Below are 17,949 nucleotides of genomic sequence, written 5' to 3'. Positions count from 1 at the left end.
CAGGCTTGGAAGCCACAGCGCTTTGAATGCCGCTCCCCTCGACGTGGAGCCTTACGCATGCAACTACCTGCCGACACTGAACTTGCCCCCCTGAACTCGATTGTGCTCACGGAGATTGCCGAAACACCGGCTAATAACCCGCCGACCGCTGAGCTTTGGAACGCCGTTGCCGCTCACCAGCGCCCTATCGAGCAGCAACTTGAGCGTTACCTGAACGGCCAAGCGCCCACAGCGTGGCCTGCCCTGTTAGCTGCAGTCGATACGTTGGAGCGCTGGCATGAGCAAAGCCGCGACCGGGTTCGTGATTTGTTGAGCCTCACTGCTGAGGAGCTGACCGAGTACAACACGACCTTTAACTATCGCCAGGGACAGTTGTCCGGCGCACTGGCCGAGGCTGAGGTCCAGTACCACCTGGGTCAACTGACGCACAGTGAATACAGCGCCATTCAAACCTGTGTAGACGCGTTGTTGAGCAGCCAGGAGCCACCACAGGCTTATGCCCTCAACCACCTGATGCTCAGCGACAACGAGCACCGCGAATCCTGGGTTGGGGCGTTAGTGATCAACACGCTGGCGCCGCTGGCCGAATTAACCGCTCAACCACGGCTCCTGCTGTATCGCCTGGGTATACACGGCGGCTGGAGTGCTCATGATTCCGAAGAGGCATTGCTCGCAGCGGCTGCTACCGCATTGGGTGCATTACCCACCCAGCATATCGAGCTTGAGTACACGACATGGGCGCGCTTCGCTGCCGCCCTGGACCACCGAATCGAGACACTGGCGGCGCTCATCACAGGTGACACGTCCAGCGCAGAAGACCGTGAACGGATAGTGTCAGAGGCACTCGACGAACTCACCGTGCCGGTTAACCCTCCGCGCCTACTGGCGCTGGCGCAAGTGGAAGAAACCCGCCGATCACTGCAACTGGGCGAAGACGCGCGGGCCTGGCTCACTCGGCTCAACCCGCAACTGTCCACGCAACTGGCACGTCTGATTACTGATTACAGCGCCGCTATCGTTGCCGCAGATGACCTGCTGCGTCGGGATCTTCCTGCCCGGCACGCCTATGTCACCGCGCAGGTCAGCCAGCACCTGACCGCCGAATTCGGCCTCAATGAACCCTGCCAGGTGTGGCTCCAGCTCCCGCTGCAGGTGAATCAGGTTACCGACATCGTCGCAGGCTCCGGCGCGCCCGGCACACCGAAGCGCCGAGTCCCGACGCCTTCACTGGAGACCGAACTGGTCTCACTGGAAACCCTGGCCCTGAAGCAAATCGACGAAGCGTTAGAGGAGCGCTTGCCGTTCCTGCAGGTTCAGGTTTCTCCTTCCAGCCACCCGCAACGTCAGGCGTTGATCGATGGCATCAACCCGAACTGGCTGCGCCAAGCCTTGCCAGCCCTGGATGTGGCAGGCAAGTACGAGCGTTTGCTATTGGACGTGTACCTACGCGCTGGCCGGTTCGAGAGCAGCGCCAACGCTGACGAAGTAATACTCACCCGCCCTTACGCCTTGATGCTGGAAATACAGTGGACGATTGCCCACCAGCAAAACCGCCTGGACGCCCAAGGCGTGAACCTGGTGAAACAGGCGTGCCACGCTACACAGCCCGACGCTTGGCAGGCGGAGGGTCTGGACCTCGCCTTGCTGCCTGCGTCACTGACACTGTTCGACGAAAATACCCACAGCCGTGGCAGCACCCTGGCAGGCGTGTCCTTCATCCATGACCGTAAAAGTGATGCTGTGGTGTTGTACCTGCCGCAGCCACCCGATAATCGCCCTTTCAGGCAATACGCCACGCTGGACCAGGCTGTGGAAGGCTTGGCCGACCTGTTCGTCAACGAGAAGATGCGCAGCTACCTGTGCGATCGGGCGCTGGAAGGTGAACCCGCACGGTTGGAAAGCCGCGTAAACCAAGCCCTGCTTCGAGGCTACCGAAATATTGTGGTCGCCGGCCAGCCCTGGCCAAGCCACCACTCCTTGACCCGTAACCAATACCTGGCGGACTTGGGCCTTATGGTGAGCGTGCACCGCGCAAGCTCGGCCTCTACTGCCGATCAGCTCGTTGAACGCGTAGACCGCAGTCGGGGCGAGGCCGTGCACTACATCCGTATGGCACTCGGTTTTGTGCCTTTCGTGGGCAGCCTCATTGCGCTAATCGATGCGGTGGAAGCCGGGATCGACGCTGGCGAGGCCTTCTCGGCCGGAGACAGCGTGCGCGGTCTGGAAGCCACCGAATCAGTGCTGTTGTCCTTCGTGGATGCCCTGTTCGACGTGGTACCAACCCTTGCGGCAGGCGCATCCAGCTCTGCCAGCCTGATGGCCACCGCTAAGGCGCGCCAGCTTCGCCAGGGCGTACAGGGCGCCGGACGGTTGCGCAGGCTCTCACGCTGGAGTGCGCGGCGGGCCCATGAAGCATTCCGTGGTTACGAAAGCACCACTCCCTTGACGACGCGGGCCGGTACCGAAGGCCGGTGGCTGAACATTTTCAGCGAGCCTAGCGGCCATTTCATCAAGCGCGGCAGCTACGCTTACGCCGTGCAGTGGGATGAAAGCCATCACACCTGGCGATTGGCCGCCACCCGTACCCGCAGCTATCAACAACCCGTTGCGTTGGATGAAGCCGGGCACTGGCAAACCCACGGCCACCTCTATGGCACTCTCTTGGAAGGTGGCCTGCGGGGTGGCGGTGGCGTGCAAAGCTATATTGCCGACCGGCTCGACCCGTTATGGCCAGACTCGGTGCGCCGGCTGTTGCCTCGTTGGTGGACCGATGCGCACTTCCGTCGCCAGCAGCAGCTGCTTAGCGAGCGGATCAGGCGCATGCAGGCTACGTCTCAGTATGAACAGAGCGCGTCACGCGCGGTACGCGCCCATCAACAGGGTGAAGGCTCGCTCCAGGCTGCCCTGGACGCAGGGGACCGTGCCATTGAAGCAGCCACCGAACTGTACGACACCATGGAACAGGCGCGGGCGATCACCCGAGGCCGCCGCCATGCAGAGGCCGGTTTTGACCAGAGCCGTGCGGCTGCGGTTATTTGTGATAAATCGTACGTGCAGGCCAGGTTGTCTCTTACTGAAGTTGAACGACTGGTTGAACGGGTGCATGAAACACGGAGGGCTTTGGAACGATTGATCGCCGCGGCACCGGACGATCTCAGTGATATGTCGGCCTTTCTCAGTACGTTGTCCGAGCCCAAGGCTGCCGTTCGGCTCGGGCTGGACGAAATACTCAAGAATTACGAGAGGATCACCCGCAACCTGGAACGTATCCGCGTATGGCAGAGGCGCATGACTGCCCCCGAACATCGCCGGTTACTGCATGCCGACCTCGAAACCGTTTTCCGCGTGTTCGATGCCCAGTCCCTTGCAATGATGCGCATTGGTTTGCTGATGGACCTGGCACCTGCGGATGACTTCGGCCTGGCTTCCTGGACCTACATGCGCAGGCTTTACTCACCCGTCCGTCGCAACTTCGATCGCGTAGCTCACGCTTGTTTGAATGGTGAACTGCTGAACCTGCGACCCCCGCAGCGGTTGCGCCTGCAGAACCAGTTCAAGGAGCAAATCCAGGCGTTCATCAGGACATTGCGCCGCTTGTTGGCCAGCTACCCGGAACAATTTGATGCAGCGCGCTGCGAACAGTTGCTGGAAGAATTGCGCAAGGTCCGTGACGGTTTGCCCAGCCGACAAATCGAGGCGCCGAGGCCGCAGGGCCAGGCCAAGCCTCGGTTGTTCGAAGGCGAGAATCTGCTGCTGGTAGGCGAGCCGGTACCCGGCGAACCCAACGTTTTGGTTATCCCCAAGGTCAACAACCGCCAAGAGCGTTGGCGCCGAGGCGCTGATAGCGCCTGGAGGCCCGAAGAGACACAGGCTGCCTTACCCCAGCGAACCCTTTCTAAGCTCGCTCAAGAAGCCCATGACCGGATCAAGCGCCTGGATGAGTTCCGAATCCGCCTTCAACGCTACGCCAATCAACGGATGCTGCCGGCGGACCTGGAAGACCTCTACCTGGGGGAGAGCCAGGAGCTGGAGTACCACGCCAGGCAACTGCGTAAAGCCGACGTGGATAACCACCATACAACGCTGATCGAGCGCCTGGAGAGTGAAGCTCGGCGGTTACGTGAAGAGGGGCGGCAAGTGCGTATCAGCCACTCTAAAACCTCCCTTAAACCAACCGGGGGGCAGGTTGAGTACCTGGTCGATCAAGGCGAGGCCTATATCCGTAAAGTAGGCGACCTGGAACCCTCCGGGACCACGCGCGCGACGCGCAACTGGTTGCAGGAGTACGAGGTCATCGATAACTACACCGGGAGGCCGCTGTGCTATGCCCATTTCCATTACCCGCGTGAACGCCCTCGCTTCGATGACTTCACGGCAGCACATTTGAAAACGCCTGAGCAGCGGTTCCAGGGCGCGGCAGCGCCTGGCGGAGCTGCCGTATGGCGGGGCGAGATTACGCGGCAGCTCGCGACCAAGCTGTTCAAACCGTTGTTCGTATAAGTAAACCCTAGGGAGGCGCGCCATGGTTTGAGTCATGGCGCGCTGTTGTTTACGAGCCTGTTTCACCCCACCATCCTCGACAAACCCCGGCTACATGAGCGAAACTCAGCTTAATCCTTTTCAACAAGAAATAAGCTCATGGTTCATCATGCTTGAAATCCGTCATTTAAAGACCCTCCATGCCCTCCGCGAGGCCGATAGCCTGGTAGACGCTGCTGAGCGTCTGCATCTTACCCAGTCGGCGCTTTCTCACCAGTTCAAGGAGTTGGAAGACCGCCTTGGCCTGCCGCTGTTCGTTCGCAAAACCAAACCAGTGCGGTTTACCAGCGCCGGCCTGCGCCTGCTGCAACTGGCCGATGCGGCCCTACCGCTGATGCGCGGTGCGGAACGGGACATTGCGCGGATTGCCGGCGGTACCGCAGGGCGCTTGCACATGGCGATCGAATGCCACAGCTGTTTCCAGTGGCTGATGCCCACCATCGACCAATTCAGGGACGCCTGGCCGGAAGTAGAACTGGACCTGGCGTCGGGGTTCGCCTTCGCGCCCTTGCCCGCCCTGGCGCGGGGCGACCTGGACTTGGTCGTCACCTCGGACCCGGTGGACCTGGCCGGCATTACCTATGTGCCCTTGTTTACCTACGAAGCCATGTTGGCCGTGGCCAACCAGCACCCCCTGGCCAGTAAACCCTGGATAGAACCGGAAGACCTGCAGGACCAGACCCTGATCACCTACCCGGTAGAGCGCGACCGCCTGGATATCTTCACCCGCTTCCTGGAGCCCGCCGACGTGGAGCCCGCTGCAGTACGCACCGCTGAACTCTCGGTGATGATGATGCAACTGGTGGCCAGCGGTCGTGGTGTGTGCGGCATGCCCCATTGGGCGTTGCATGAATACAGTGCGCGGGGCTACGTGAAGGCACGCCGTTTAGGGGAGAAAGGGCTATCCGCTACCCTCTATGCTGCCATCCGAACAGACATGCTCGATGCACCCTTCATGCGCGACTTCCTGTTAACGGCCAAGGATACCTCGTTCGCCACACTCGACGGCGTCAGCGCCGCCCGCTGAACGGCGGCGATCAAGGCTTGCATGGGCGCCTGGCAAGCCCCATACAGGGGCTATGAACGCATTGCTTTCGAAGCACCTACTCGACGCCTTCCACCCCGCCGTCAGCGGTTGGTTCCGCCATGCCTTTGCGGCAGTTACGCCTGCGCAAGCATTAGCCTGGCCACTGATCCAGGCGGGGAAATCAACCCTGGTGGCCGCCCCTACCGGCTCTGGCAAAACCTTGACTGCCTTTTTGGCGGTACTGGACGAACTGGTACGCCGGGCACTTAGCCCAGAAGGCCTGCCGGACCACACCCTGGTAGTGTACATCTCGCCACTCAAGGCCTTGTCCAATGACATTCAGATCAACTTGCAACAGCCCTTGGCAGGCATCAGCGCACAGATGGAGGCCTTAGGCTTGCCACCACTGCGGCTGCGTACCGCCGTGCGCACCGGCGATACCTCCCAGAAGGAACGCGCAGCCATGCGCCGCCAGCCGCCGCATATCCTGGTGACTACGCCTGAATCGCTCTATGTGTTGTTGGGCTCTGAAGGCGGCCGCCGGGGGCTGGCAACCGTTGGCACCGTGATCGTGGACGAGATCCACGCAGTGGCCGCCAGCAAGCGCGGGAGCCACCTTGCGTTAAGCCTTGAGCGCTTGCAAGCCTTGAGCGGCCTGCCGCTGCGCCGCATCGGGCTGTCAGCCACGCAAAAGCCCATCGCCCGGGTCGCGGATTTTTTGGTGGGATCTGGGCGCCCGTGCGAGGTGGTCGACGTAGGCCACGCGCGCCCTCGAGACCTGGCGATTGAAGTGCCACCCGTGCCGCTGGCGGCCGTGATGGCCAACGATGTATGGGAGTTAGTCTACAACCGCCTGGCAGACCTGGCCCGAGCGCACCGTACCACGCTGATTTTCGTCAATACCCGCCGTCTGGCCGAACGGCTTGCCCGGCACCTGAGCGACCGGCTCGGCCGCGAACAGGTGGCCGCGCACCACGGCAGCCTTGCCCGGGAACAACGGCTCAGCGCCGAACAGCGCCTTAAAAACGGTGAGCTTCAGGTGCTGGTCGCCACCGCCTCCCTGGAGTTGGGCATCGACATCGGTGAGGTGGAGCTGGTGTGCCAAATCGGCTCTCCCGGCTCGATTGCTGCGTTTCTGCAACGGGTGGGCCGCTCCGGTCACCATGTGGGAGGTACACCCAAAGGGCGCTTGTTCGCGACCTCACGGGATGACCTTATCGAATGCGCCGCCTTGCTCGACTGCGTTCAGCGCGGGGAGCTGGATGAGCTGAAGCTGCCCAAGGCACCGCTGGATGTGCTCGCACAGCACATTGTGGCGGAAGTCAGCTGCCAGGAATGGCAGGAGCAGGCGCTATTTGCCCTGTTCCGGCACGCGCAGCCCTATGCGGCCCTCGCCGAGGCTGATTATAAAGACGTGCTCGCCAGCCTGGCCGAGGGTTACAACACCCGTCAGGGCATGCGCGGGGCCTACCTGCACCGCGACGCCGTCAGCGGCACCCTGCGTGGGCGACGGGGCAGCAAACTCACGGCCGTCACCAGTGGCGGCACGATCCCTGATAACGCTGACTACAGCGTTGTACTTGAACCTCAGGGGGTGAGCATTGGCAGCGTCAATGAAGATTTCGCGGTAGAAAGCCTGGCGGGCGATGTGTTCCAGCTGGGCAATACGTCCTATCGGATCATCCGGGTCGAAGGCGGCAAGGTCAGGGTAGAGGATGCCAAAGGCATGCCGCCCAACATTCCGTTCTGGATGGGGGAAATGCCGGGGCGCAGCGATGAATTGTCCGCGTCGGTCGCACGCCTGCAGGGGGCTATCGACCAGCGGTTGGCCGCAAGCAAGGGAGAGCTTGCGCCGGTATTGGCGTGGCTAATGGAGGCATTGAGGCTGGGTCAGGACAGTGCCGAGCAGCTACTGGACTACTTGATCCGTACCCGCCAGGCCTTGGGCACGCTGCCCTCCCAGGATACCTTGGTGATGGAACGGTTCTTCGACGAGTCAGGCGGCACACAGCTGGTCATCCATACCCCGTTCGGCAGCCGGATAAACCGGGCGTGGGGGCTGGCTCTGCGCAAACGCTTCTGCCGTACCTTTAACTTCGAACTACAAGCCGCCGCTAGTGAAGACGCCATTGTGCTGTCACTGTCAACGACCCACAGCTTTGCCCTCGATGAGGTCTGGCATTACCTGCACAGCAACAATGCCGAAGCCCTGCTGGTGCAAGCCCTGCTGGACGCGCCCCTGTTCGGCGTGCGCTGGCGCTGGAACGCCGCGACGGCGCTGGCCTTGCCACGCTATGCAGGCGGTCGCAAGGTTGCGCCACAATTGCAGCGGATGAAAAGCGAGGATTTGATCGCCAACCTGTTCCCGGACCAGCTTGCCTGCCTGGAAAACATCGTGGGGGAACGCGAGGTACCCGATCACCCCTTGGTGCGACAAACCCTGGACGATTGCTTGCACGAAGCCATGGACGCCGAAGGCTGGCTCGCCTTGCTTCGGCGAATCGAAACCGGCCAGGTGCGATTGGTTAGCCGGGACCTGCCTGCGCCCTCCCCGCTGGCAGCTGCCATTCTCAACGCACGGCCTTATGCGTTTTTGGACGACGCACCGCTGGAAGAGCGACGTACCCAAGCCGTGCGTAACCGCCGATGGATAGATCCCGCGTCAGCGGATGACTTGGGGCGGCTGGACGCCGACGCCATCCAGGCCGTGAGTAAGGACGCCTGGCCACACCCGCGCAGCCCTGATGAATTGCATGAAGCCTTGATGACCCTGGGCGTGATTACCGAGGCGGAGGCACAGGCCATGCCAGAGTGGCACACCTGGCTCGACGCTCTGGCTAGCACGGGCCGGGCGGCAACCGTGACCCCTGTTGGCGGCACGCCATTATGGTTCCCCCGAGAGCGCCTGGTGGCCACGCTGGCAGCCTACCCAGGCGCTATGCCGAAGCCTGCGTGCAGCGCGTTGTCCGGTTTTGAGCAACCCATAGACCTTGACACCGCACGGCTAGCACTCACCCGCAGCCGGTTGGGCAATCTAGGACCATTGGCCGCCACGGACCTCGCTGAGGCGTTGCAACTGCCTGTGCAGGCCATTGAGCAGGCGCTAGCGGTATTGGAACGTGAAGGCTCGGTGCTTCGTGGGTATTTCCGCCCTGGCCTTGAAACACTGCAATGGTGCGAGCGCCATCTGCTAGCCCGTATCCACCGCGCCACCCTCAAGCGCCTGCGTCGGGAGATCGAGCCGGTATCGCTGCAAGACTTCATGCGCTTTCTACTGGACTGGCAGCACCTGTCCAGCCATACCCGGATGGAAGGCAGTGCGGCGCTGGCACAGGTACTGGCGCAGTTCGAAGGCTACAGTGCGGCGGTCAGTGCGTGGGAGAGCGACCTGCTGCCTTCTCGGGTCAAACTGTACAGCCCCACGTGGCTGGACGATGCCTGCCGCTCCGGTAAAACCCTGTGGCTGCGGCGCGCAGGTGCCGGCAAACACACCGGCACCACCCTCAAGGCCACACCTATCATGCTATTGCCTCGGGCGCGCCTGGGCGTGTGGCAAGCCTTGGCTAACGAAGAGGCCCAGGCCACCGTGAGCCCACGGGCGCAAAAGGTACTGGACGCGCTGCGCGAACAGGGCGCGCTGTTTTTCGATGAGCTTCAGGATCAGGCACGGCTACTGCGCACCGAGATGGAAAACGCCTTGGCCGAGCTGGTCGCGGCCGGTCTGGTTAACGCTGACAGCTTCGCTGGTTTGCGCGCGTTGGTCACCCCGGCCAGTAGCCGCCAGCAGCGCAGTAGCCGGCGGGGGCTGGGTGCCTTCATTGGCGGAATGCAGGATGCCGGACGCTGGGCCTTGTTGCGCCGGCCCAGCCAAGCACCCGACAACGACGCCTTACTGGAACACGTAGCGATGACCCTGCTACGCCGCTATGGCGTGGTGTTCTGGCGACTGCTGGAGCGCGAAGCGGACTGGCTGCCCAACTGGCGAGCGTTGCTGCGCACGCTGCATCGCCTGGAAGCCCGCGGAGATATTCGCGGTGGGCGGTTTATCGACGGCCTGGCCGGCGAGCAGTTCGCCTTGCCTGAGGCTATTCCACTGTTACGCGAAGTACGCCGCCGCCCCCTGGATGGCAGCCTGGTCACCGTGTCGGCGGTGGACCCTCTGAACCTGATCGGTACTCTGCTACCTGGAAGCCGTATCCCTGCGCTGGCGGGCAACCGCCTGGTGTACCAGGACGGCGTGCCCGTGGCTGCACTGATAGGCGGCAAGCCTGAGTACTGGGTAGAGCAAACCCTAGCACTGCGTAATGCGCTAACTCACAAGCCAGCGTTTTAAGCCACCGCTACCGCGCCCGCGCCCCAATCAAGGCGTGGGCATTACTGGCGGGGTGTAACCCAGGGTGAAGGAAAACGCCCACAGCATTACCAGCACCAGAGGTAGGTGCACCAATAACTGCGTGAAGGTGAAGCCCACCATGTCACGGGCCTTGATTCCCAGCACGCCGAGCAGCGGCAGCATCCAGAACGGGTTGATCAGGTTGGGCAGTGCCTCGGCTGCGTTATACACCTGCACCGCCCACCCCAGGTTGACCTTTAATTCATTGGCCGCCTGCATCACATAGGGCGCCTCGATGATCCACTTGCCCCCACCAGAAGGGATCAGAAAGCCGAGCACTGCCGAATACGCACCCATCACCACCGCAAAGCTATCACTGTCGGCAATGGCGACGAACAAGGACGCAATGTGGTGCGACAGAGTGGCACCATCGGCGCCGGGTGCCTTGGTCATCATGTAGGCGATGGCGCCATACAGCGGGAACTGGATCAGTACGCCGGTGACCGAGGGCACGGATTTGGCAACTGCGTCCAAAAACCGCCGGGGGCGCCAATTGAGCAGCATGCCCAGCATCAGGAACAAAAAGTTGTAGGTGTTGAGCGAGGAAATGGCAAAGATCGGATCTTTGGTGGTGAATTCGTTGAACAGCCACAGCGCGCCCAAGGCTACCAGTATCACCGTGAGTACAGGGCTGTGTTCAAGCCATTCGCCAGGGCGGCGTGGCCCTGAAGCCACTTCGCGGTTCACCACCAGGTCAACGCCCAAATGCTCCGCAGTGCGAGCGCGCTCAGCCGAAGGCGCTGAAAACCAGGCCACCAGCAAGGACACCACTATCAGTACCGCCGCCATGGTCATGGACTGCCAGAGGAAAATGGTCTGGGAAAACCCGATTACCCCGGTGATGTCCAACAAGGACTTGGGCAGGCTGGCCGGATTGGCCTGCAACTGCGCCGCCGCTGAACTCAAGCCCAGCGCCCAAGTGGCGCCCATGCCGAGATAGGCGGCCGCGCTCGCTGCGCGGTAGTCCATGCGCAGGCCCGTGCGACGGGCGATAGCCCGAACCAGCAATCCGCTGAAAATCAAGCTGATCGCCCAGTTGAACAACGACAACAACATGCTCACCAAAGCGATGAAAGTCACCGCGCCGCGCGCTGTTTTGGGCAGCGCAGCCAGCCTTTCGATCAAGGCCGATGCCGGAGGCGACACTGCTACTACATAGCCAGAAATGGCCACCAGCGCCATCTGTAAGGTAAAGGGAATCAAGCTCCAATAACCATCACCGAAGGCCACGGCCACTGACGTCAGCGTGGCCCCCGTGCCCAAGGCGCCTAGCGCGACCGCGACCAGCGCCAGGGCGGCAAAGATGTAAGAGTCGGGAAACCAGCGTTCCGACCAGTTCGATACACCGACAGCAATGGTTTCAAAAAAGCTTGATCGCTGCGTAGTGTCACCGGAGTTCAGCACAGACGTTTTCATGGGTGTCTTCCTGGAAGTGTGGCGGAAGGCAGCAATTCAATAAGTACTGCAATTCATTATTATTGTGCGTGCAGGTAAACCAGCTCAGCGGCAGCCAGGTCCTCCAGAGCGGTGCCGACTGCTTTGAATACGGTGATTTCCTCGGCGTTATCCCGGCCAACGTGGTGCTGGCGGCATAGCCCGGCCAGATCCGCACAGATATGCTCAGGGCGCAGCACGCCGCTGCTCAGCGGGCCAAGCAGGTCGCCGGCTTTCTGCGCAGCCTCGTCGGTATCCACAAACACTGAGGTGCCGTCGAAACAGGCGTCGTCGCTTTCGCGCATCTGCGGCGTGAACCCCCCGATGAGGTCCAAATGGGTTCCGGGCTTTAGCCAAGCCCTGTGGACCAACGGCTGGGTGGACAAGGTTGCGCAGGTGACGATGTCTGCCGCTTGGCAGGCAGTAGCAAGGTCGTCGGCGACCTCTGCCTCGAAACCATCCTCACGCAATTGCGCGACTAAACGAGCGGCTTGAGCGCGGTCGATGTCCCAGACGGCTACTTGCCTGATCGGCCGCACCGTCCGGTAGGCGTAGGCCAACAAACTCGCCACGCGGCCGGCACCTACCACCAGCAAGGCTGTGGCATCGGGGCGGCTCAGGTAGCGGGCCGCCAGGGCTGAAGCCGCGGCAGTACGCCTGGAGGTGATCTCATTACCGTCAATCAGCGCAAGGGGCGCACCAGTGGTTGCGCTGTGAAGCATGTAGGTGGAATGCAAACCGGGCAGCCCCGCCCCTGTGTTTCCAGGGTAAATGGTCACCGTCTTGATGCCGAGAAACCCATTGTTGCCCCATGCAGGCATCAACAACAGGCAGCCAGGCGCGGCAGAGTCGGGATGAATCACATGGTTGTGCCGCAATGGCACCTGCACCTCCTCACAAAAGGCTCGCTCCAGGGCCGGCAGCAGTTGGTCGAAGGGCAACAGGGCCCGGGTATGTTCAGCATCGATGATCAGCATGGGTGGCCTCATGGGTAGGTCTATCAAGCGTCCAATGTCACAGCACTGGAGGGAATCGCCTGGCAAGCCAGGCAGATAGCGGGATCATCTGGTTCGCTGCCGTGCAGGTGCACCACGCTGCCCTGGCGTATGCCGACCGCGCAGCTTTCGCACTGCCCCACCCGGCAACCACTGGGCAAGCGCACCCCCAGCTTTTCAGCGAAGGTCAGCAAGGGGCCATCCTCGGACCTCCAGTGGGCGGTGACGCCTGACCGGCTGAAGGTGACCTCATGTGCCTGGCCGGGCACGATGTGCGGCCTGGCCGGCGACTTGAACGCCTCATGCTGGATATCGAAGTCAGGAACGCCCTGCTGGCGTAGCGCTGCTCTGAAGGCTGTCATCATGCTGGTAGAGCCGCACAGGTAAACCAACGGCCGCGAACGCAACAGTACGTCGGGGATGTCGGTGGCCGTCAGCCGGCCCTCACGCTGGTAGTCCTCGCCCAGGCCATCGCTAGCCATCGGCTGGCTATAGACATTTACAATCCTCACGCTCGGTAGCAGGCCCGCCAAGTGTCGCAGCCGCCCCTTGAAAGCGTGGGAAGCGCCATTGCGATTGCCGTAGAGCAGCAAAATAGTTGGAACGTCGGGCTTGCCCTGAAGGGATTCGAGCAGAGTAAGAAAAGGCGTGATGCCAATGCCCGTCGCGATCAGGACTACAGGGCGGTCGGTGCTCATGGGGAGGATGAACCGGCCGGATGGCTGGCGTGCCAACAGCGTGTCGCCCTGTTTGAGGTGATCGTGTATAAACCCGGACCCCAGCCCTATCGACGATAGGCCTTCCGCGCCCGTGGTCACGAGCCTGCGGACTGACACCTGATACCCCCGTCGCCCCGGTACCTGAGCGCACCCCGTCAAAGAGTAAGACCGTGCCGTGGGCTCGCCAGCCAGGGGCAACTCCAGGGTGATGTGTTGGCCTGGCTGGAAGTCCGGCACCCGGCCACCGTCGCTGGCGTCGAAGCTCAGGGTGATGACGTCGGCGGCTTCCACTTCCAAACGAGTGACAATAAACGGCCGCAGCCCCTCCCAGCGCAATGGCTGTTCGCTGACAGTGTCGTCGCGGCTGACGGCACAACGGTAAGCGCGTAGGGGTGAAGAACCACTGATTGGGTCCAGGGCGGTGTTCCCAATCAAACCGTTGAAATTGGCACTATGCGGCCCCGACACAGGCAATTCTTCTTGCCCCAGAGCGTCGCAGCGCTGCCACCACCCGTACTCACCCACCACAACGCCAGGGTGCAGGTCTTCGGCAATGCTCGCTACAAACCGAGCCTGACCATAATCAGTAATCACCCGTAGGGTATCGCCCTCGGCAACGCCCGCTTGCCCTGCCAGGGAGGGGGAAATTTCCAGCCGGGGGTATAACGCTTTTCGCCTGAGCGAGGCCAGGCTGCGGTGCTGGCTATGGCAGAAGTAACCGCTCTTGGCAGAAGTGAGCACCAGTGGATAACGCTGGGCATCGGCAAATGTGAGAGGTTGGGCCTCACTCGCTTGTGGCAACGGTGCGTAGCCATGGCGCAGTAGTTTTTCCGAATACAGTTCCACCAGGCCGGTGGGTGTACTGAAACCTGTATGGCGCGGGAGTGATCGGTATTTCAAGGGGCGATCCTCAACCGGGAGGCGAACCCCTTCTGGATGATCGCGCAGGTCTTGGACAGTCAGTCTCAGGGGTGCAAGCATGTGATTCCAGCCCGCCTCCAGCGATCCGCCAAAGAACTGCTCGGCCATCCCCAACCTGACTGCCAGGTCGAAAACGATCTGATTATCCGAGCGCGACTGTCCTTGAGAAGACACCATCTGCTGACGCAGTTGCACATGTCGCTCAGCCTCTGCCGAGATTTCAAAGCCAATGCGCAGCCCTTCCCGTTCCCACGGGGTGTTCACGGGTAGAAAAATGTCAGCGTAGCGGGCGCTCGGGGACTCGAACAAATCGCAATGCACGTAAAAGTCCAGCGCTTCCAAGGCCTGCTGGCCCAAACGCGCATCAGGTTGCGAGAGCAGCACGTTAGTACCGAACGCCATCAGGGTGTTAACGCCGTAGGGCGCCCTTTGCACAATGGCGCGGTACAGCTCCGGCCCGGTGATCCACCCCTGGGAGGGCGGCCCTAATGGCCGTTCATGGATGCCCAGCGCCTTGGCGCGCTGCTCCGGCGCCAGCAGGTCGAAGGCCATGACTGGGGTGTAATCAGGTTTTTGGTACACCCGATTGCCGCCGTCCCGGTCGAAGCCACCGGTTAAGGCATACAGGCAGGCCAGGGCCCGATCGGTCTGCGAGGCATTTTCTTGCTGGGCCACGCCAGACCACGCATGGAACGCGACCTTTGCGCTTGAACCCAACAGCGCCGCTGCCTCGCGCAATTGGCTTTCAGACACATGGGCCACTGACGCTACATACTCAGGCGTATAGCGCGCGCATTCTTGCGCATACAACTCGAACACCGGGGAGCACTGCATCATCACCGTGGCGCCGGCCAGGGGAACCCTAAAGGTGCCGCGCAAGCTGGCTCGCTCCACCCCTTGCACATCCAGAGGTGAAGACGCCACAGGGCCGCCTTGAACGGCATCCCACACCACAAAGTCGTCCCCACCCTCTACGTCAATGTCCGCGCAGCGTAGGAAGTGGCCGTTATCAGCCCTTACGAGCAACGGCGCGTTGCTCCATTGCCGCACGAACTCATGATTGAAACACCCGGTTTCTATCATTTGATTCGCCAGGCCCATGGCCAGGGCCAGGTCGGTACCAGGGCAAACCCGCAGCCAACTATCGGCTTGGCTGGCCAATGCCGTCTTGCGCGGGTCAACCACAATCAGCCGCGCCCCGGCGGCCATACCGGCGCCAATGGCATCAGCCTGAGCCAGCCAGGTACTGGTGGGGTTGTGGCCCCACAGCAGGATGACCTCCGCTTGCCGATAGTCCGCCGTAGGCATGCCGCGGCCGAAGGTAAACGCATGGGCATGGTCTTTGTGCCAGTTGCAGATCTCGGTGGCATAACAGGTATTGGGGCTACCGTAGAGGCGAATGAAGCGCTCGATCCAATCGATGCTATCGCTCAAGGGTGTGCCACTGGGCGTGGTCACGGCAAACGCTACAGATTCGGCCCCATGCTTATCACGGGCATCAGCCAGCCGGTGGGTGACTTCGCTCAACGCCTCTTCCCAGGAAATCACCTCCCAGCCGGGATCAGGCTGGTTCTTTGGTCGAGTACGGCGTAAGGGAAATAGCTGCCGGTCGGCACTGTGTACCAGCTCTGGCGCCGCTTTGCCTTTGAGGCAAATGGCATTACCGGTGGGATGCTCAGGGTTGGGGCGCACTTCAAGCAGTCGGTCATCTTCGACCAGGTTCAAGGTTCCACAACGGGACCGGCACAGCGTGCAAAAACCTGCTTTGAGTTGCTGCGTATCGCCCGCCATGGTCAATCTGCCCTTGGTAATGCCATATCAGAATGGTATTACTGCTCGTAGGGCTATTGAAAATTCAATGAATCGCTACATCGATATCGAGCGCGTCGATGCTTCCCACACTCAAGCAGCTACAACATTTCATCGCTATCGCTGATACCGGCCAGGTCTCCAAAGCAGCCCAACGGTGCCATATCACCCAGTCCTCCATGACTGCCTCGCTCAAAGGGCTGGAAGAAGCGACAGGCGTTCCGTTATTTGCCAGACATGCCACAGGGGTACGGCTAACAGACGCCGGGGTCCGCCTGCTGCGCCATGCTCAACAAATCGAAGCCCTCACCCATGAGGCTATGCAAGCCGTAGCGATGCGCCCCTCTCAGGCAGTAGGGCCTATCCATATCGGGGTAACCGAAACCATTTCGGCGTATGTGCTTTCGCCCTTGTTAAAAGCGCTGGAGAAAAAATTTCCGCTACTTGAACCGCTGTTCATTGAGCACGAACGCAGTGATATCGAGGCGCGCGTCTGCAAGGGTGATGTAGAAATGGCAATCTTGTTGGCCTCTAACCTGTCGGAACAAGAGAGGCTACGGTGCCAGCCGCTTATCCGCTCACCTCGCCAGCTGTGGGGCCATCCGGAACATCCGTTGATGAGTGCTACGCGTGTGAGCCTGGCCGAGGTGGCCGCTGCTCACTACATCTTGCTGGACATGGACGAGCACGTCGCCACTGTGGGCAAATACTGGAGCCAGTATGGCTTGCGGCCTTCCCTACGCTTCCGGAGCGCGTCCATCGAGGCCGTGCGTGGCATGGTCGCCGCGGGCAAGGGCGTTACCATCTTGTCAGATTTGGTGTACCGCCCGTGGTCGCTAGACGGCCATCGCATCGTGCGGAGGCAGTTGAGCGACCCGATCCCGTCTATGGACTTGGGCCTGGTGTGGGACCCTACTCGCCCTCAGACGCAGAATTTTTTCGAGGTAAAGCAGTACCTGCAGGCCGAATTCAAAAACGTACTCAAACCCTAACCTGCCCGACTACGCGTTACCTGCCAAGCGCAACCGCGCGGCCTGGGTGAAATCCAGCATGCGCTTGAGGGGGCGGATGGCGTGGGGTATCAGGGCTGGGTCTACGAAGATTTCGTTGGCGCCTTCTCGCAGGCATTCCAAAGTGCGCTCCAGCGTGTTCATGGCCATCCAGGGGCAATGAGCGCAGCTTCGGCAGGCCGCGCCATTACCGGCGGTGGGGGCTTCAATAAATACCTTGTCAGGGCAGAGCTGCTGCATCTTGTAAAAAATGCCGCGGTCGGTGGCTACGATGAACGTAGCGTTCGGCATGCGCTGTGCGGCCGCGATCAGCTGGCTGGTGGAGCCTACGGCGTCAGCCAGTGCGATGACCGCTTCGGGTGACTCTGGGTGCACCAGTATGGCCGCGTCAGGGTACAGCGCCTTGAGGTCTTCCAACTGCCGCGACTTGAACTCCTCATGCACGATGCAGGCACCGTCCCAGATCAGCATGTCGGCGCCAGTGTGTTTCTGGATGTACCCCCCCAAGTGGCGGTCGGGTGCCCACAGAATCTTCTCGCCGTTGTCCATCAGGCTTTCGACAATTTCCAGAGCGCAACTGGAGGTCACGACCCAATCGGCCCGCGCTTTGACCGCCGCAGACGTATTGGCATACACCACCACGGTACGGTCGGGGTGCTGATCGCAAAAAGCCGAAAATGCATCGGCTGGGCAGCCAAGGTCTAGCGAGCAGGTAGCCTCCAGCGTGGGCATCAGCACGCGCTTTTCGGGGTTGAGGATCTTCGCGGTTTCACCCATGAAGCGCACCCCTGCAACCACCACCGTGCTTGCACTGTGCTGGTTACCAAAACGTGCCATTTCCAAAGAGTCTGAGACGCAGCCGCCGGTTTCCTCCGCCAAGGCCTGGATCACCGGGTCGCAGTAATAGTGAGCCACAAGCACCGCGTCGCGTGCTTTGAGTTCGGCGGCAATCGCCTGACGGTACTTGGCCTCTTCGGCAGGGGTCAGGGCAACGGGCTGGCGCGCATCAAGGTGGGCCTGAACCAACAAGCGTTCGGAAATATGAGACATGGATGTATGACCTGCAGGCGCGGATGTTCAACGAGCGGTTAGCGATGACGGC

General features: G+C 61.4%; 8 protein-coding genes. 4 read left to right on the top strand and 4 right to left on the bottom strand.

What is annotated here, in order from left to right; genetic code table 11:
- The first annotated feature begins 57 nt into the window (after positions 1-57).
- From AC4LE2_RS05495 to AC4LE2_RS05485, 3 genes are all read left to right on the top strand, one after another.
- Positions 58-4,500 (top strand): hypothetical protein, encoded by a 4,443-nt coding sequence (locus AC4LE2_RS05495; RefSeq protein ID WP_491824683.1) that lies wholly within the window; start codon positions 58-60, stop codon positions 4,498-4,500.
- A gap of 148 nt (positions 4,501-4,648) precedes the next feature.
- Positions 4,649-5,566 carry a transcriptional regulator MetR gene (gene metR, locus AC4LE2_RS05490; protein ID WP_491824681.1) on the top strand — a complete coding sequence of 306 codons (918 nt, stop codon included), beginning with the start codon at positions 4,649-4,651 and terminating at the stop codon, positions 5,564-5,566.
- A gap of 52 nt (positions 5,567-5,618) precedes the next feature.
- The gene (locus AC4LE2_RS05485) at positions 5,619-9,899 is read left to right on the top strand and encodes an Lhr family helicase (protein ID WP_491824679.1); all 4,281 of its coding nucleotides are present in this window, start codon (positions 5,619-5,621) and stop codon (positions 9,897-9,899) included.
- Positions 9,900-9,926: 27 nt separating this feature from the next.
- Here AC4LE2_RS05485 and AC4LE2_RS05480 read toward each other — a convergent pair whose 3' ends face one another.
- From AC4LE2_RS05480 to AC4LE2_RS05470, 3 genes are read right to left on the bottom strand one after another with little or no spacing between them, the layout of a single operon-like run.
- The gene (locus AC4LE2_RS05480) at positions 9,927-11,375 is read right to left on the bottom strand and encodes a short-chain fatty acid transporter (protein WP_491824677.1); all 1,449 of its coding nucleotides are present in this window, start codon (positions 11,373-11,375) and stop codon (positions 9,927-9,929) included.
- 59 nt (positions 11,376-11,434) lie between these two features.
- Complete coding sequence (gene lhpI / locus AC4LE2_RS05475) at positions 11,435-12,370, bottom strand: bifunctional Delta(1)-pyrroline-2-carboxylate/Delta(1)-piperideine-2-carboxylate reductase (RefSeq protein ID WP_491824676.1); 936 nt, start codon at positions 12,368-12,370, stop codon at positions 11,435-11,437.
- A 23-nt stretch (positions 12,371-12,393) separates the two neighbouring features.
- Positions 12,394-15,819 (bottom strand): molybdopterin-dependent oxidoreductase, encoded by a 3,426-nt coding sequence (locus AC4LE2_RS05470; protein ID WP_491824675.1) that lies wholly within the window; start codon positions 15,817-15,819, stop codon positions 12,394-12,396.
- Positions 15,820-15,917: 98 nt separating this feature from the next.
- On the opposite strand from AC4LE2_RS05470, the gene AC4LE2_RS05465 reads away from it, so the two are divergent.
- Complete coding sequence (locus AC4LE2_RS05465) at positions 15,918-16,829, top strand: LysR family transcriptional regulator (RefSeq protein ID WP_491824673.1); 912 nt, start codon at positions 15,918-15,920, stop codon at positions 16,827-16,829.
- A 9-nt stretch (positions 16,830-16,838) separates the two neighbouring features.
- On the opposite strand, the gene nadA is transcribed toward AC4LE2_RS05465, so the two are convergent.
- The gene (gene nadA / locus AC4LE2_RS05460) at positions 16,839-17,897 is read right to left on the bottom strand and encodes a quinolinate synthase NadA (RefSeq protein ID WP_491824671.1); all 1,059 of its coding nucleotides are present in this window, start codon (positions 17,895-17,897) and stop codon (positions 16,839-16,841) included.
- Positions 17,898-17,949 lie beyond the last annotated feature (52 nt).

Source organism: Pseudomonas sp. 9.3L, from assembly GCF_058536285.1.
Note: the sequence above shows the minus strand (reverse complement) of the source record. Positions and strands in the feature narration are given on the sequence as shown.

Coding starts and splice junctions, on each gene's coding strand:
- AC4LE2_RS05495 (WP_491824683.1), top strand. CDS start 58: ATGCAACTACCTGCCGACACTGAACTTGCCCCCCTGAACTCGATTGTG.
- metR (WP_491824681.1), top strand. CDS start 4,649: ATGCTTGAAATCCGTCATTTAAAGACCCTCCATGCCCTCCGCGAGGCC.
- AC4LE2_RS05485 (WP_491824679.1), top strand. CDS start 5,619: ATGAACGCATTGCTTTCGAAGCACCTACTCGACGCCTTCCACCCCGCC.
- AC4LE2_RS05480 (WP_491824677.1), bottom strand. CDS start 11,375: ATGAAAACGTCTGTGCTGAACTCCGGTGACACTACGCAGCGATCAAGC.
- lhpI (WP_491824676.1), bottom strand. CDS start 12,370: ATGCTGATCATCGATGCTGAACATACCCGGGCCCTGTTGCCCTTCGAC.
- AC4LE2_RS05470 (WP_491824675.1), bottom strand. CDS start 15,819: ATGGCGGGCGATACGCAGCAACTCAAAGCAGGTTTTTGCACGCTGTGC.
- AC4LE2_RS05465 (WP_491824673.1), top strand. CDS start 15,918: ATGCTTCCCACACTCAAGCAGCTACAACATTTCATCGCTATCGCTGAT.
- nadA (WP_491824671.1), bottom strand. CDS start 17,897: ATGTCTCATATTTCCGAACGCTTGTTGGTTCAGGCCCACCTTGATGCG.